Below are 17,060 nucleotides of genomic sequence, written 5' to 3'. Positions count from 1 at the left end.
GAGTATGCCTACCCTGCTCTGCAGACGATTCTGACGAGCCTTGGTGATCGAGACTCCAATGTGCGGTGGCTGGCGACGTACTCACTGGCGGAACTGGCTCCGGAATCACCTGCGGCGGTTCAGGCACTGGTCAAAGCAACGCACGATCCCGTGTCAAAAGTTCAGGTTGGGGCGGTCTACGCTTTGGGTGAGATGGGTCCCTACGCGAAGAATGCGGGGCCGGATCTGCACAAACTGCTGGAAACGTCAACCGATGCAGAGCTGAAGGAAGCGATTGTGAGTTCGCTGGAACAGATCGAGAAATAGCCGTTTGCCTTACGGCAGACTGTGGCAAATAATCCACCGCCCATTGTCCGAACGGGGACCCAGATGATTCATGTACTTGCTCTGGTCGAAACAATCGAAGGGCACCGCGAAGATTTCTTACGTGAGTTTGCTCAGGTCGCGGTTCCTGTTCGACAGGAGGCGGGGTGCATTGAATATGGGGCTGCAATTGATGCGATCACGGATGTGCCGCAGCAGTTTCTTCAGGGGGAAAATTTCGTATTAATTGTCGAGAAGTGGGAGAGTCTGGATCACCTGAAAGCGCATCTGGTCGCTCCCCACATGGCTGACTACCGAGTTCGCGTCAAGCCGTTTGTAAGCTCGGTGCGCCTGCAAATTCTGGATCCGCGGGTTTAACTGCGGATTCGGGAAGTCGCAGTTGCATAAGGGTATTGGAATTCGTCGGTTGACACGCTTCGGGCGACGGTCTCTAATTCTCGACGGTTGTAGGGCTAATCTCTGGGACAATCCTTTGTTCGATGGTGGGCTCTTTTATCTCGAAATTCAGTAGACAATGTGAGGAGTCAGTTTATGCGGAAAAGTTTGACTTGGATCGCGTGTTGTGTGGCGTTGTCCGCGTTCATTGGTGGTCCAGAAGCTCAGGCTCGTCCACAATACACGAAGGCGTTTATTGCCGCGTATCCGGCTCTCAAGACTGAAGCCGAAGCTGCCAAGTGCGGCATCTGTCACCCAGAAGAGAAGAAAGCTGTTCGCAACGACTATGGCAAGGCCCTGGGTGCCGCTCTGCCAGAAAAGAACACCAAAGGCGAAGAAGCTCTTGCTGAAGCCCTGAAGAAGATCGAAAGCGAAAAGGGCGAAACCGATGGCAAGACCTTCGGCGAGCTGATCAAGGAAGGCAAACTGCCAGGCAAGAAATAATTGCCGTCAGTTTTGCTGGTCACTCTCATAAAATGACCAATTGAAGCCCGATTCTGATGAGTCGGGCTTCATTTATTGCCCTGTTGTCTAAAGAGTGTCTCTTGGCCACGCTCCTCTACGGGTCGCAGAACCGGGCAGCCCGTATTCTTGACGCTTCTGTCAGGCTGTTCCGCTGGCCGCCATCGCCACTTCCCCTGATGCGACTTGCCTCGGAGGGACCACACATGGCAGAATTGTCTCAGGCCGAAACAGTTCCTTTGAGCGGAGTTGACTGGTGTCTGAGGTACGAATCCCTGGTTTGCGGGCATGGGTCTTGGCCCTCGCAATGTTCTGTCAATCGGCGTCTGCACAGGAGAAGATTGTGCTTTGGCCTGATGGGGCACCCGGCGCGGTGGGGACCGAGGAACACGATCGCCCCAGCATCACGGCCTATCTCGCCCCGGCCGATCGTAATACAGGGACTGCCATCGTCATTTGTCCCGGTGGAGGCTACGGTCACCTTGCCGTCGGGCACGAAGGTGAAGACATTGGGAACTGGTTGAACTCGATTGGCGTTTCGGGGTTTGTTCTGCGATACCGAATCGCTCCACGGTACAAACACCCCTCTCCGTTGCTTGACGTTCAGCGTGCCTTGCGAGTTGTGAGAAGCCGGGCCAGCGAGTGGAAAATTGACCCTGCCCGGATTGGGGTATTGGGATTCTCTGCGGGGGGCCATCTCGCCTCGACCGCTGCAACTCATTTTGATGACGGTGACGCTTCGGCAGGCGATCCGATCGACCGGGTCAGTTGCCGTCCAGATTTTGCAGTACTTTCCTATCCGGTCATCACTTTCACGGATGAGTCCGCCATGCACCGGGGCTCACGCAACAACCTGCTGGGGCAGGATCCTTCGGCAGAGCTGATCACGCTTTTATCGAATGAGCTGCAAGTCAAACCAACGACCCCGCCGGTATTTTTATGGCATACGTCCGAAGATAAAGGGGTTCCGCCCGCCAACAGTACGCTGTTCTATCTCGCTTGTGTGAAGGCGGGGGTACCTGCCGAACTGCATATCTATGAGAAAGGGCCGCATGGGATCGGGTTGGCGAAGAAACATCCCGGAGCTGACCAGTGGCCTGTCCAGTGCGAAGCGTGGTTGCGAGGCCGAGGTCTGTTGAGCAAGTAATGTATGGCGAAATGAAGAAATCGGAGCGGTTCCCGTTTTTTCCCGGACGGGATCTTCAAAACGGCTAGAATTGTTTTCGTGTAGTCGAGGGCCGCCAATTTTTTAACACTTTGAATGCCTAACATGGTTGCCAATCCAACCGAGGTCGATTCATCCCCCCTCCCTTCGTCGAAGCGGTCGGCCCCGCAATCCCAGCCACGGCGCAAGCGGACTTGGTTCGGAGTCCTGCAGGATCTCTGCTTCTACTTTCTGGCATACATCTTTTTCGCGTGGCTGACGATCGGTCCTTTTTTCTGGACCTGGCACGCGGCCGTCTATGCTGATGGTCCGAAATGGGTTGCGCAGTTCTACCAGCCCCTTGCATACCTGTGCGAGCTCTGTCCCCCCTTGAGCTGGCTGGTGAACGAGTGGGTCAACTACTGGATTCTTTAAACAAATTTGCAAAAGCTGATGCGTTTGGGCGGGTGAATCAGCAGATTCTTGACTGAAAACTTTGTATTTTGCAGTAGCGACGCAGGCGACTTGTCGTGAATCGCGTCACTAGTGCAATTTGCTGTGGTTTAATTGGTCCAAAAAGACATCATGGTTCAATCCAACAAGGTGTCTATACTCAAAATGCGCCCGAATCGTGCCGGTAGGGCTACCTCGATTTTAAGTCGTTTATTCATCGAAAAGTCACCGCAACGAGAATTTCATGCAGCAGATGCCATGTCGACCCACCAATCTCCTGGAACTGAAACAAAGTGGCTGGGTCTCTAAAACTGTCAAAGAGGAGTTGCGACAGAATTTTTTAATCGCTCTTGCCGCAGGTGACGCTCTATTTCCGGGCATCGTCGGGTACGAACATACGGTCATTCCCGAAATCAATATCGCCCTGATCGCTGGTCACGATATGTTGTTCCTGGGCGAAAAAGGACAGGGCAAAAGCCGTCTGATGCGCACACTCTCGCGATTTCTGGACGACTTCATTCCTTACATCGACCTCCCAGAAGCTCCCTTTCACGATGATCCGTACAATCCGATCAGCCGTGTTTGCAAGGACTTCGTTGCAAATGTTCCACCTGAACAGGTGCCAATCGCCTGGTGGCCGCGAGAGGAACGTTATGTCGAACGGCTGGCTCCTGGCACCAAGTTCGCTGACATCATCGGCGAGATCGACCCGGCGAAGCTCGCCGGTGGGACAAGTATGTCAGCCGAGGAAGCACTTCACTTCGGTCTGATTCCCCGGATGCATCGGGGCATTTTTGCGATGAACGAACTGCCCGAATTAGACGAACTCGTGCAGGTTGGTCTGTTCAATATTCTGGAGGAACGGGACGTCCAGATCCGCGGGTTCCCCGTTCAGTTCGATATTGACGTGCTGATCTTATTCTCTGCCAATCCTGCGACCTATAACCGCAGCGGCAAAGTCATTCCCCAACTGAAAGACCGTATCGGATCAGTCATTCACACGCACTATCCCGAAGATCGTGATCTCGGAATCGAAATCATGGAGCAGGAGTGCGATATCAATCTGGGTGAACCATATCCCGTGGTCGTCCCCCGATTCATGAAGGAAATCATTGAAGAATTGAGTGTTGCGGCTCGCAAGTCGAAGTACATCGACCAGCTTTCCGGTGTGAGTGCCCGCTTCAGTATTGCCAATTACGGAACAATGATCGCCAGTGCTCGTCAGCGCGGTGCACGCTTGGGCGAATCTCCGGCTGTTCCCCGAATCAGTGACCTTGGTCACTTGTACTCGTCGTCTCTCGGGAAGCTCGAGCTGGACCTGATGGGCAGTCATCAGATGAATGAACGTCAGATCCTGGACTCGCTGATTGCGGAAGCGATTCGGACTGTGTTCGAGGAGTACATCGACAAGCACGGAATCGACGAGATCGCAGAGATTTTCAGTAAAGGGGTCAAAATCGAAGTCGGCGACATGCTTCCGTCGTCCCATTACTCCGAACGGCTGAAGCGGGTTCCACCTGCGTGGGACAAGGCGTTTGAAGTTAACGCATCATCGGATGCAGCCGTGCGTGCCTCGTGCGTCGAATTCGTCCTGGCGGGCCTTTATGCGACCGAGAAGATTTCTCGCAGCCAGTCTCGTGGGAGGATTCGTTATGACATCTGAACGTACTCTAGGCGGCGTCATTCATACCTATCAGAGGTATGACCCCGCCACCATCCCCAGTCCGACTCTACCACCTCCTGACCTGGTTTCCCCTGCGATGGAGCATATGCTCGAGTTCGGAAACATGCGCGAGCTGACGGATGAGGAACTCGCGAGGGCGATCAAGCTCGATATTCGTCAGATTGCCGGATTAGGACCGAGTCTCGAGTCGCTCATGCAGATGTTGCTGGAGCGAAAGAAAAAGATCCTGGAGACCTGGGAAACAAAAACGGTCGTTGCTGCAGCGAGAGATGCCTTCCTCAAGCGGGCTCAAAGTGCCTCACCACCCGACCGGTTGAAGACGGAATTCAAGAAGGCCGTCGACGAAGAGCAGATCCGGGATCTGGAACGAATCTGGTACGAGACGAACGACGATCACTCACGCTTCGCGCGTCAGGTCGTTCAGTTGATTGACCGCTTGGGCCATGTTTATCAGGTCGAGGAACTCGCCTCGAAGTACCCGTTTACCGGCCGAAAGTCCCTTAGCATCGATAATGCCCTCGGTGTGAAAGAAGAACTGGAGACAATCGACCGTTTACTGAAGCAGTTGGAAGATGCCGCCAAGACGGCACAGATCGCTGTGATTGATCTCTCTGAACTCAGTCAGTTTGCCGATGCCGAGCAGCTCGAAGAACTGACGGCCATGCAGCGGCAGATTGAAGAACTGGTCCGGCAACTGGCCGAACAGCAGGGACTTGAACGGACCAGGCGCGGGTATCAGTTAAGTCCGCAAGCGTATCGCATCTTTCAAGGACGACTGCTCGAGCAGATTTTCAGTCAGCTTCAGGCATCCCGAACCGGCCGCCATCTGGGCCCGATCCAGGGGGAAGGGGCTGTTGAAATGGCGGCCACTAAACCGTACGAGTTCGGGGATTCGGCCTCGCAGATGGACATTCCGCAATCCTTGGTAAATGCCATGGTTCGTGACCCCGCACGACCTTTGCATCTGCGGTCTGAAGATATCGTCATCCACAGGACTCGTAACAACCCCAAGTGCGCGACCACTGTGCTGATGGATATGAGCGGGTCGATGCGTCAGGGGGGGCAGTATATGAACGTCAAACGGATGGCTTTGGCGCTGGATGGCCTGATCCGGCGCGAGTATCCGGGCGACTTTCTCCAGTTCATCGAGATGGCGTCGTTTGCCAAGCCACGTCACTTCAGTGAGGTCGCAGCGCTCATGCCTAAGGTCGTCACCATCTACGACCCCGTCGTCCGGTTGCGAGCAGACATGAGTCGAGAAGAGGTCACGGAATCCGATATTCCCCCCCACTTCACTAACATTCAGCATGCTCTTCAGCTGGGTCGGCAGTTTCTGTCGACTCGCGACACCCCGAACCGGCAGGTCATTCTGATCACTGACGGGTTGCCGACAGCTCATTTTGAGGGACAGCATCTTTACCTCCTATATCCCTCTGATCCCGCGACGGAAGCAGCGACCATGAGGGAAGCGCTTCTGTGTCAGCGGGAAGGAATCACGATCAATATCTTTCTGCTTCCAAGTTGGTCACAAACTCGCGAAGACATTCAGTTTGCACATCGTCTTGCAGAGACGACCAAAGGTCGTGTTTTCTTTACGGCCGGACGTGATCTCGACCGCTTCGTCGTCTGGGACTACGTTAACCACCGCAAGTCGATTCTCGGCTAAAGCACTTGCGGTTTGGACGTGGGCTCGTATCCGGTCACGCCTCGGTGTACCTCGACTTCCGGCCGTGCTTATTTCGTGAGTCAGGGGGGCCGTTCATTCTCTCTCCGCCTCCAATTTATGCGTAGGGGACCTCGACGCCGGCACGTCAGCAGAAATGCGGGTTGCCGGCCTCCGTGAATCGGCTTTCGGCTGCAGCAAGCGATTCAGATCCCCTCGTCCGTTCCTGAGGTCATTGAGCTCATTCGGCGTGACTTGAATTGAATCGGGTACGGAATTGAAGAATTCCTCAACCTTTTCGATCAAGTCGTCTCAAATTTCCCAGTCTGCACAACCGATACACACAGAAGATGATTCATGGTGGCTTCCTTTCGTTTCTGAGCCCCCATGTCGGGTATGAGTCCTTTCAAAAATCAGCCCCTGCGTCGAGGATGGCCACGGCGGGGATACCTCGCCTGTTGCTCATGGTCGATGGCTCGCGACCTTGTGTAAGTCGATTAGCAGAATTCTGCGTGAGATTGTGGCAAAAATACTAGACTACTTTGAATCCGTCGCGAGGCGCGGCCCAGGACGCTCGTCCGCTGGGCTGGCACTTCTTCTGGTCCTTTTCATCTCCGCCACATCCTCGGCTGACGATTTGATCCCGCGTCGACTGCTGGAACTGGACGATTCTCGGCAAGAGACCTCGCTTGCGGCAGAATTTGCCGATCGTCTGGAGCAGGAAAGCGAGCTACTCAAACCAGACAATGCATTTTACGAGGGCAATGACGTCGAGGCAGGTCAGGTCGATCTCAGTGGCTACTTCAATGCAGATCCTGATGTCACGGGCACGGAACCTCCTCTGCCCAAGAAGTCATCTTTTGAAAGTCTGGCCTCCGAATTCGCCAGTCGCCTTTCCGCTGTGGAAAAAAGCCTGACCAAGCGGGATGAAGCCGATGCGAAGAAGGCCAAGCAGTACCCCACCCACAAGCTCACGGGCTTCCTTCAACTCGACACCGGCTTTTACGCTCAGTCCCCGGAAAACATTGCCACGGTGGGCGACGCACAAAATGGAACGGGATTCCGTCGCGCTCGTTTTGCCGTCCAGGGTAAAGTCGCTGAGTTCACGAACTACCAGTTGGAAGTCGACTTTGCGACCGCCGGTCGCCCCAGCTTTTTCGACAACTATGTTGAGCAGGGAAATCTTCCCTTCTTCGGTGAGGTTCGTGCTGGCCAGTTCCTCCAACCCTTCAGCGTGGATGCGATGAGCGGTTTCCGGAACCTCCCCTTTCTGGAACGATCGCTTCCGTTTCTAGCATTCGTTCCTTTCCGCCGTGTCGGGATTATGTCGTCCAATGCTTCAGAAGATGAGATGACGCACTGGGCATACAGTATTTTCCGAACGGGTGGCTACAACAATGCCCCTCTTGGGGATTCTCGCTTTGCGACCGACTTTGGCAACATTGGTGGCTTTTCGTTCTCCACGCGAGTCACGCACTTATTGTACTATGATGAGTGCGCTGAGGACCGAGACTTATGGCACATTGGCGCTGCTTATAACTATGGCCGATTAGGAGCTAATGACGCCAAAGGAAGCGGCGCTCCAGGAAACGCAGGCAGTCCCGAACCTTTCTATCAGGCGAGAACAACGCCCGAATTCGGGCCTCTCGGCTATCCTGAGCTGTCTGCGAGTTTTGGAAATGCGGTGAATGGGACTCCGATCTTCGTTGATACAGGGCGATACCAGGCGGATTATTTCAATCTCTTCGGACTCGAAACCGTTTATCAATCCGGCCCTCTCAGTTTCCAATCGGAATACATGGCCACGGTTGTGGAAAGTGTCGTAGGGCCTGTCTTCTACCAGGGGGCCTATGCTGAAGTCATGTATCGGTTAACGGGCGAGCATCGCCGTTATGACAAGAAGTTGTCTGCCCTGCGGAATCCTATCCCTAACTCTAATTTCCTGCCGCTCAAAACGGGCGAGATTCGAGGTTGGGGGGCCTGGGAAGTCGCGGCCCGCTGGTCTGTCGTCGACCTCAACAATCCTGATAAGCTCGACGGTCATTACTACAATAGTGCTACCAATTCCTATGATGGGACTAACAAGGCCGGAAACGGACTGTTGAACGACGCGACTCTAGGGATGACCTGGTTCTTGAATGCTCATACCAAGCTGCAGTTGAACTGGATCCACGCCATGCTGAGAAACCAGGCCAAAGGGTATAGCTCTGCCGACTTGTTCGTCAGTCGAATCCAAGTCGATTTCTAATTCAACGATTGGCCGTGGTTCCTGTCTTTCCCGACGCATGGATCGACGTGCAGCAGCGATGCAGACCCGTCGATTTTGACACGACAGCTCTCCTGCCCGATGCTCTGAGTTGAGAGCCAACAATCGAAGCGTCGGGTCAATGCCTCGATTGACCGTCATTCTTTCGGTGCTTCAGGCTTCTTTTCGGGCTTTGGTCGAATTTTCCCCGACTGAACGTCTTTGACAACTTCGGCAACTTGAGCCGGATCATTCGTTGCCAGGACGTGTTCAATGCGCGAGGCTGGCGTTCCCAGCCGGTCCATGATTTCTTTCGCCGTCTCCCAGAGTTTTGGCTTCTTTTTATCAGGTGCCAGATAAAGTTCCGTCGCCAGTTCGGCCAAGCGCTGTTCATCCAGCGCCGGCCGGTTGTCGTAGTATCTCTGGATGACTTTCTTCTGAAATTTTGAGTAGTCGCGTTCAGCCATGTCGCATCCCCTTGGAAGTAAAATCTCTGCGGGGAACTGTATCGACCGTCCCCTTGCCCAACATTGGAAAAAGGTAAAAACACAAGCTCCGCTGTTGAATGCTCCAGACGTCCCCACGTCCACTATTCATGAATCCACCGAAGTCCGCCCCAGTAGCCAAATTCGTATGACCAGCCTGTGGCAGTGTTGAGCAGTTCCAGCCGAACCTCACGTCCGGCAAATTTACTGAGATCAACTTTGACCGTTGCCCAACCGTCGGGACAGGTTTCGGCATTGATTTCCTGCCTCAAAATCTGTTCGCCATTTGCCTTGATCTGAAGTCTCCAGTCACCCCTTGGATCATGGCTGACATCAATCATCAGTGTCGTTCGCACTCCTGCCGGAATGGCAAAGGTTCCGCTGAGGACACACGGTTTCTGGGCCGATACCGGGTGAGTTCGCAGGACTCCGATCCGTCCCCGATGTTCCTTCAGCACGCCGATCCCGAGTTCACCCGAGGCGGTTGTGTTGAAGCCTGGCAGGATCTCATGAATCAGTGGACCGAATTCCGCAGGCTTCAAGGTCTCTTTAGGGATGACCTCGCCGGCACCCGCAAGAAGGCGACCAGACTTATCTGACGGGTGCTTGTCCAGCGAAAGGAACGCAAACAGATCGACAATTTCTGTGGCAGAGAGCTGCTTCTCGATCTGCTCAGGCATCAACGAGATCTCATTGACATTCAGTTCATCAATATCTGAACGAGGAACAACCTCTTGCTTGCCCCCCTGCACCTTCAGCACGATTCGTTGCGGACTGTCCTCCACCAGCAAGCCGTTTAAGACTCGACCACTATTAGTCACCACGGTGTAAGACCGGTAGCCGGCACCGATCACCAGGCTGGGGTCGAAGACGTTCGAGAGCAACTGTTCAAAATTGTTTCTTCCATTGAGCGTGATATCAGGACCAACTTCTGCTCCTTCTCCGTAGATCTTGTGGCACTGAGCACAGATCTTTTTGAACGCTTTCTCGCCTGCAAATGGATCACCCGGAGTTCGTCGGATCAGTTGTCGCATCTCGGCAATGTAGCGATCACGATTCGGATCGCGACCTTCTCGCACCTGACCCCAATGAGACGTAAGCAACTTACTCAGCTCTTCGTCTTTCAGATCATTCAGTCGGCGAGCCTGATTGACGTTCATCGTTGTCGAAGGGACCTTCCTGGCACCCATGGCACGCAGCAGGTCTTTGGCCCAACTCGCGCGTTGGGTCAGAAGTTCAACAGCGCGGGTCTGCAACTCAGGGTCGAACTGGTCGAAGCGTTCGAGAATCATCGCCGCAATTCGAGGGTCGTCATGCTTACTCAATGAGGCGAAGAGTTGCGACTTGAACGGAGACGACGAGGTCTTCGAATCCAACGCCTGAGAAATTGCTGCCAGCAGGCCTTCGTCCCGGATTGTGATCAGCGAGTTCAACGCCAGCAGACGCTGTTCCGGTGACTGGGTGTCAGAAACAAAGACTTGACGCACCGCTTTGATCCCGCTCGGATCGTTCCAGCTTGTTGCGAGGAAGGCGGCAGGCAGGTACATCGGGGAGTCCGCTTTGCCGTGCAGCACAGGTTGCAATGTTGCTTCCATCGCGTGCTTCATTTCTGCGAGATGGTCAGCAGTCAACTCACGGTTCTGCACTTTCATCGAGAGTCTCTGTAATCCCAGTGCAGCAGTTTCAGGGTGGTTTTCCGCCAGGAATGCAATTAATCCCGCGATCACGTTGGCATCGAAAGTCTGACGTCCGAGCAGCCGATCGATAATTCGTGGCATGAGGGAAATCAGTGCCGCGTTGTCTTTCATCCCGGGTTGTTCCAGCAGAGCCACAAACTGTTCTGCCGATGCCTCCAGCTTGGGATGCAGGTTCTGCCAGATGATCCGGGACAGATGCGTGTCTTCGCCGAGATTTGCCAGCACATTCAGATAGAGGCGGAACAGTGCTTCCCGTTGCTCTGGGCCTTGTGCGTCAGAGGCGGCGGCCTGTTTCGCGGCGGCGATCACGTACTGCAGGACCTCATTCGAGTTCTTCGCGTCAGGAGCCAGTTCCGAGAAACGGTCGATCGTCGGCGCGAACTGAGGATGGTCCCCCAGGAACCGCATTTGCCAGCTCCGAATGGTGGAGTTGGTTTCCTGACGACTCCACTTTGCCAACTGTTCTGTTTCACTAACGGACAGCCCGCACAAGGTCATGAATAACCGGTGGCGATGCTCGCTTGTGACGTTCGAAACTTGCGGCGCCGTCAGTGCTTTCAGCAGCTTGGTCGCAATCGCGGAAGTGTTCCGCTCCTGCAGGATGCGGCGTGCGGTGTCACGCAGAAAATCGTTGCCAGCCCCCAGACGCTGGATCAGTTCGTCGTCGGATTCGGCCGCCAGATTCAGTTTCGGTGAAACCCGTGGCGTCTCCTTGTACCGGACGCGATACAACCGACCCTTCAGCCGATCAAGACCCGCCGGGTCCCGATTTGCGTCCTGATAACAGTGGTACTGATCATACCAGTCCAGCACGTACAAGCTTCCGTCTGGACCCGTCTTCTGCACCACGGGCATGAACCATGCATCGTTGGCGGTCAGAAAATCAGGTTCACCAAAGCCCTCATACGTAGAGCCGTTGGGGTGGATTCGATCGACGTTGATACATCCACCGTGGATGTTCCCCATATACAGCTTCCGACGGTACTGCTCTGGATAGGCGTCTGAATCAAAGAAATGGATACCACAGTACGCCGCCTTCTGATGTTTGTGTTTGACGATCGACTCGATCTTCCAGGTGAACGGCGGATAGGGCCCCCCCTGCCGGTGGTAGTATCCTGTCTCGACGAGATGCCAGAGATGGTCGATGACACAGGCGGAGACGAACGCTTCCCCCTCGTCATTAAAGGCGATCCCCCAGGGGTTACTCGTCCCTTCACTGAAGACCTGGAATTCACGGGTTCGTGGATGAATTCGGAACAAAGCACACGTCAGTGGCCAGCCGGGATGCTGGGCATCGAAGTTCGGATTTGTGGGGACGTAGCGGACATTAGAATGATTAAAAACCCCGTTCAGACCGTACAGCCAGCCGTCGGGACCCCACGTCAATGAGTTGGGGAGCTCGTGCGTGTCGGTGCGGCCGAATCCGGTAACGACAACTTCCTGCTTATCTGCTTTGCCGTCGCCGTCGGTGTCCTGCACAAACAGGATGTCGGGGGCATTGGCAACCCAGACACCCCCATGTCCGACCGCGATGCCGCTGGGAATATTCAGGCCATCAAGGAACACGGTCACTTTATCCGCTTTCCCATCCCCGTCGGTATCTTCGAGAATCTTCACGCGATCCTGGCCCGGGCCTGGTTCGCGGCGGGGATATTCCAGTGATTCGGTCACCCAGAACCGTCCTCGCTCGTCGATGGTCATGGCGACCGGATTGACAAGGTCTGGTTCTGCGGCAACGACCTCGACGGTGAAGCCCTCGGGCACCGTCATCAGCTTTGCTGCCGTCACAGCATCGCGAGGATCATTCGGTGGCTCGTCCTGAGCGTGAGGAATCAGCCGTGTTTTGGTCTCCTGAGCACCCGACGTCGAACAGAGCAACAGGCTCAATCCCAAACCGAACAGAAATCGCATGGACGTCCGCATCAATCCTGATTCCTTCCAAGTGAGCCCCTGGGTCGAGCCCTTGCTGAAGTTGCCAAAAGGCGGATTGTAACCAATCCAGACGCACTTCCAACGATCAGGGGCCACCCACGATGGCTTTGTTCAGTTCCTCAGCGGAGGGAGACTGAATCGAAAATTGAGCCTTACAAAATTCACCATGGTCCCTGGGTGATCATCGTGCGTGCTGGCAGAAATCCGGTGTTCGTTCGGCTTCGATTTGCTTAGACGAGACGCGTCCGGGCCAAGTTGATGGAACGGTCGCGGCGATGATAGAGCCTATCGAGCCCATTCGAGTCTCAACATCACTTGAGCACCCGGATCCACCCGAAGCCGTTCCGCGCCACTCCCGAAGAATGAGTCACCGAGGAAGTACGAACGGTCGAACAGGTATGCAGCGGACAAGTCCAGATAGAAGCCCTTGCCGAGTGATCTCTGTATTCCGGTTGCGAGTCGCTGGTCAAAATTGAAGAAACGCTGTCGTGTGTCGACGCGATCCGCGAGTTCATAGCCCTGGCTATGAGTCATGTAGCCACCATAAAGAGTCCATGACTCGTTCGGCGTCCAGCGCAACGTTGCATTCGCGTTGGTCAGCGGAAGATAGCTCATATTAAACGAGACGGTCTCGGTGGGACGATAGGTCAGCGAAAAGGGAATGCCGATATTCATTTGAAACTGATCGCTCGGCCGCCAGGCATAAGCGACACCGGGGATTGGAAATCTCAATTGCCCTAACGGGGAATAGAACAGGCTGAAATTCCAGGCATCGCGCTCACTCGCAGGGATGTTTAAGAAGGTCAGCAGGTTCGCATTGACCTCCCGGATCGAAGCGAAGGGGCGATCGCTGGACGAACCGGCACCGACCATTCCTCCGAAAGTCCAGCCGTTGTCGAATGAGTGAATATGCATCAAACTCAGGTTGATGTTCCATAACTCGTCCGGGAATGGCATGGTCGTTCCCGGAAGGGTTGCATTGGTCCGAAAGGTGTCGTGCTCGAGCCGCGTGCTCAAGATCCAGATCCCGTTGGAACTTCTGCTGATCGGAACTCCCACGGCGAAGCCTTCACCTCGTGCTTCCAGAGATCCCGGTTGGTTTCCTAAACCGCTCGCAGGTTGAAAGAATGAGTAAGCATAGACGGGTCTTCCTCCCCCGGCGGGACTTCCCATCCCCCCCATGGGTGAGCCGCTGATGCCCCCCATGCCCGGTCCGCCTCCCCCCGTCTTGATCGACCGGACAAGCGGTGGAGGGAGATTCTCGAGTTCCTCGTTGGTCGATTCAGGCGTTTCAAACGACTGCATTTGCAGTAGAGGAGACTCGAAAAAGTCCTCTTCCGCAGGAGGGAGTGGTGTTTGCCCCGTTGCTGGCCCCGAAGCCAGCAGCGTGAAGCATACAAGGATCAGACTGAACCCAACCCGCTCTTGCGAACGCATTTGAGATTGTCACCTGTTTGGAGAACATGGCCACCACTCTCGAGGCCTGCATCGACTTCCAACCGACTGAGGATCTCCAGTATCCTCGCTCGATCAGCCCGTCCTTAAAACATCGACAGGGGCGGGAATGTAACCGCATCCGATGACCTGCAGAAGATCAGTTCAGACGTAATTACAGTGCAATAGGACTTCGCTGGTAAGCGGTAAAGCGATCGACGGGTCCTGTTTTTGTTCGGGGAACGACAGGCACGAGATAACCTGGGGGAACCGCGAAAGGTAAGCTGATGTCGACTGTTGGCATCGAAATTCCAAATATCTTAGGATCCTTTTCCGGCCGGAATCCGAGTCCCGGAAAAATGGTGATTCGTCAAGTCCCTCGATCGGACGTTTCCGGCCGACCCGTCATCACTTCTACTCTCTCAATCAGGATACTGGCCGATGTGGCGTCGATTTCCATTCGTGGTGGCTGCTTTGGGGATGTCGTTGCTCGGTGAGACAGGTTTGTCGGCCGCAGATGCGGCGGGCAAAAAATATGTCATTATTCATTCTGACGACGCCGGGATGTCACACTCGGTCAATCTGGCCACGATCGAGGGAATGGAGAAAGGATGTGTCTCGTCCGCCAGTATCATGGTCCCCTGCCCCTGGTTTCAGGAAATGGCCATCTATGCGAAAGAACATCCCGAAAAAGATTTCGGGCTGCATCTGACATTGAATTCGGAATGGAAAACGTATCGCTGGGGACCGGTCGCGCCGCGTGAAAAAGTTCCGAGTCTGCTCGACAAGGACGGGTTTCTGCACCAAGGTGTCCCCGCCGTCGCCGCCAGTGCAAAGGGGAGCGAAGTCGAGATCGAACTGCGGGCACAGATTGAGCGAGCCAGGCACTTTGTCGTTCCGGTGACTCATCTTGATACGCATATGGGAGCCCTCGTCAGCCGACCGGACCTTGTTGAGATCTACGTGAATCTGGGGATCGAATACAACCTGCCAGTGCTGTTCATCCGCAACGCCCATCTGGATGCTCGCACCGCGAAGGAGTATCCAGCCCTGGCCGAAAAGACAGCGGAGTTATCGCAGGCCCTCGACGCGAAACAACTGCCCATTCTCGACGCGTTGTATCAGTTCTACAGCGGCCCGTCGCACGAAATACGGAAGCAAAGCTACCTCAAGGCTCTGCGTGAACTGAAACCGGGGGTCAGTGAAATCATCATCCACTGCGGCATTGATAACGAGGAACTGCAGGCCATCACAACAAGTTCCGCCAACCGCGACGGAGACCGCCGTATCTTCACCGACCAATCCGTCATCGACGAAATCAGGAATCTGGGAATCGAAATCATTACCTGGAAACAGTTTCACGAAATGACAGCCAGGTCAGCACCCTAGTCACAATTCGCGTCCTCATCGAAAAAATCAGGTCGGCAGAATCGCCCCCACTTCTCTTATCCAGTCTTTCAGCGCTGCGGCGGGTCCAAGTTTCTTCAGAGAGAATGCGCGCTGCACATCGATGAGCACCTTGAGCACCTAATTGCGAAACCCCTTATTTTCATGGGTTTCGATTAGATGCTCATGTTGCTCAACCTTGAGCATCTTGAGCATCTAATCAAGCCAGTCAAAAACAGCGGCGCCCCATCATTTTCAATCTCCTCCTCAATCGATCAGACCGCACACCGACCAACGCAAGCGTTTCCGCTCACAATCCGGATAGCAATGAAAACAAAATCATCGCAACACGAACCAGCGAAAACCGGCGTCGAGTCTACCGATCAGTATTGAAAAAATTATATTAAACCGCGTTGTTGACGTCAAGGGTTTTTGTCGCTGTGTGGCAGCGTCAGGCATCGTGCGTGCACGCATAAGACATCCTCGACTTAAGCGATTGATCCCTCGCTCAAAATCATCAAAGTGTCGGGAGCAGAGAAAGGCTGGCGTCTCATCACGAGCGTCTCGCAGGGGCATCGTGACAGGCGAACCTCACTGCGAAGGGCCAGCTTGCCCAGTGTGATTCAGCAATCAGAGTCGGACCCGCAATCAACGGCAGCCGTCTTGAAGTAGCCCGGGCGGTCCCTCGCCAGGAAAGCCGAATCGCAACTCCGCAACCGCCTGCAACCTCCAGTTCCAAAATGTCAAAAGGGAAGGCTGTACCCCGGATCGTTTCAGGAAGGGCCTTTCAGCGTGTCACGGAATTGAAAACTCAATCTGTGGTTCCGACGTTCGATTCTTCTGTGTGTCCCTGAGCTTCGAGTCGAAAGTAATTACGAAGAGTCTCGTTGCCAGCACCACCGGCCCAGCCTAAAGCCCTGCGAGCTTTGATGGCGTTGAACTTCACCGGACCCGGTCGCAACGACAATGTTCTGAGTTCCTTTGGATCCGCCGTAAAATCGATGAACATCCGACTTTGGTATTTCTCGAATGTCCAATCACTGACGCGCGCGCCCTTAGCTTCGTATAATTCACGTAGATCGTCCCAAGAACGGGGCCATTCACCTTCATGCTCGCGCATGTACTCGGTGACCAAATCGAAGGCGCCCCACTCGGCATAGTAATCGTCAATGTCGGATTCGACATCCCAACATAGAGTAAGAACATGAAAGCCAATAACGAAGATAACAGTTGTGATAAGAAGACATATAAGAAGAAATACAGTAACCGAATGTAAAATTGCGTACAAAAAAACCTTCACTCGCATCTTAAAAGATTGCATCTCTCCACAGTCCCTTGATTCGTCGCCTTGAAAAGAAAACCTCAGCTTGCTGAGATGCAAGATGTCTCTTTGATTTACATTCTATTCAGCCACGGACACAGTGACACTGTACTCTATTGTCGCAATACGAAGTGCCGGCCAGTCTTGTTTCAGTGTCATATAGTCAGTTGACAACGTAAAGTCAAAATGTCATTGTGTTTGATGGAGGGCGGATTCCAAAATCGTAGGCATCAGACAGCGAGTTCGGGCGTGACGGAAGTTGTTTGATGGAAGAGTTCTTCTGCTCTCCCTGCTTTGATCCATGCTAGGATTCGGATGATCGTTTCCGCGTTCTCCCGTAGCCAGTAGACGGCATTGCTTTTGACACGCAGGTTGATGACGCGACGAACGGCGCT

The 17,060-nt window shown here is 54.3% G+C and carries 13 protein-coding genes; 9 read left to right on the top strand and 4 right to left on the bottom strand.

Going from position 1 to position 17,060, the window contains the following annotated elements; translation table 11 throughout:
* The 8 genes from VGE80_RS09420 to VGE80_RS09385 all read left to right on the top strand — a co-directional run.
* Window positions 1-306, top strand: a 306-nt coding sequence (locus VGE80_RS09420; protein ID WP_440592475.1) for a HEAT repeat domain-containing protein, incomplete at its 5' end; no start/stop codon positions are given.
* A gap of 63 nt (window positions 307-369) precedes the next feature.
* Window positions 370-681, top strand: a complete 312-nt coding sequence (locus tag VGE80_RS09415) for a putative quinol monooxygenase (protein ID WP_397569449.1) — start codon at window positions 370-372, stop codon at window positions 679-681.
* A gap of 207 nt (window positions 682-888) precedes the next feature.
* Window positions 889-1,203 carry a hypothetical protein gene (locus VGE80_RS09410; protein ID WP_373652825.1) on the top strand — a complete coding sequence of 105 codons (315 nt, stop codon included), beginning with the start codon at window positions 889-891 and terminating at the stop codon, window positions 1,201-1,203.
* A gap of 361 nt (window positions 1,204-1,564) precedes the next feature.
* A complete protein-coding gene (locus tag VGE80_RS09405) occupies window positions 1,565-2,368 on the top strand; it encodes an alpha/beta hydrolase (RefSeq protein ID WP_440592474.1) in 804 nt (267 codons plus the stop codon).
* 123 nt (window positions 2,369-2,491) lie between these two features.
* Complete coding sequence (locus VGE80_RS09400; protein ID WP_373652823.1) at window positions 2,492-2,800, top strand: hypothetical protein; 309 nt, start codon at window positions 2,492-2,494, stop codon at window positions 2,798-2,800.
* A 271-nt stretch (window positions 2,801-3,071) separates the two neighbouring features.
* Window positions 3,072-4,481, top strand: a complete 1,410-nt coding sequence (locus VGE80_RS09395) for a magnesium chelatase (RefSeq protein WP_373653812.1) — start codon at window positions 3,072-3,074, stop codon at window positions 4,479-4,481.
* Window positions 4,471-6,168 carry a VWA domain-containing protein gene (locus VGE80_RS09390; protein WP_440592473.1) on the top strand — a complete coding sequence of 566 codons (1,698 nt, stop codon included), beginning with the start codon at window positions 4,471-4,473 and terminating at the stop codon, window positions 6,166-6,168. The genes VGE80_RS09395 and VGE80_RS09390 overlap by 11 nt, the downstream gene beginning before the upstream one ends.
* A 517-nt stretch (window positions 6,169-6,685) precedes the next feature.
* Entirely contained in the window at window positions 6,686-8,413 is a 1,728-nt protein-coding gene (locus VGE80_RS09385; protein WP_440592472.1) for an OprO/OprP family phosphate-selective porin, read from the top strand.
* Window positions 8,414-8,568: 155 nt separating this feature from the next.
* Here VGE80_RS09385 and VGE80_RS09380 read toward each other — a convergent pair whose 3' ends face one another.
* The 3 genes from VGE80_RS09380 to VGE80_RS09370 form a co-directional block, all read right to left on the bottom strand.
* Window positions 8,569-8,877 carry a hypothetical protein gene (locus tag VGE80_RS09380; protein WP_373652820.1) on the bottom strand — a complete coding sequence of 103 codons (309 nt, stop codon included), beginning with the start codon at window positions 8,875-8,877 and terminating at the stop codon, window positions 8,569-8,571.
* Between the two features lie 122 nt (window positions 8,878-8,999).
* The gene (locus tag VGE80_RS09375) at window positions 9,000-12,515 is read right to left on the bottom strand and encodes a PVC-type heme-binding CxxCH protein (RefSeq protein WP_440592471.1); all 3,516 of its coding nucleotides are present in this window, start codon (window positions 12,513-12,515) and stop codon (window positions 9,000-9,002) included.
* Window positions 12,516-12,809: 294 nt separating this feature from the next.
* Window positions 12,810-13,961, bottom strand: a complete 1,152-nt coding sequence (locus VGE80_RS09370) for a DUF6268 family outer membrane beta-barrel protein (RefSeq protein WP_440592470.1) — start codon at window positions 13,959-13,961, stop codon at window positions 12,810-12,812.
* Between the two features lie 438 nt (window positions 13,962-14,399).
* On the opposite strand from VGE80_RS09370, the gene VGE80_RS09365 reads away from it, so the two are divergent.
* Entirely contained in the window at window positions 14,400-15,347 is a 948-nt protein-coding gene (locus tag VGE80_RS09365) for a polysaccharide deacetylase family protein (protein ID WP_440592469.1), read from the top strand.
* Between the two features lie 808 nt (window positions 15,348-16,155).
* Here VGE80_RS09365 and VGE80_RS09360 read toward each other — a convergent pair.
* Window positions 16,156-16,665, bottom strand: coding sequence for a hypothetical protein (locus VGE80_RS09360; protein WP_440592468.1), 510 nt, complete (start codon window positions 16,663-16,665; stop codon window positions 16,156-16,158).
* Window positions 16,666-17,060 lie beyond the last annotated feature (395 nt).

Origin of the sequence: Schlesneria sp. (assembly GCF_036405755.1) — a bacterium.
Lineage (GTDB): Bacteria > Planctomycetota > Planctomycetia > Planctomycetales > Planctomycetaceae > Schlesneria > Schlesneria sphaerica.
This window is presented reverse-complemented; position numbering and strand designations above follow the sequence as displayed.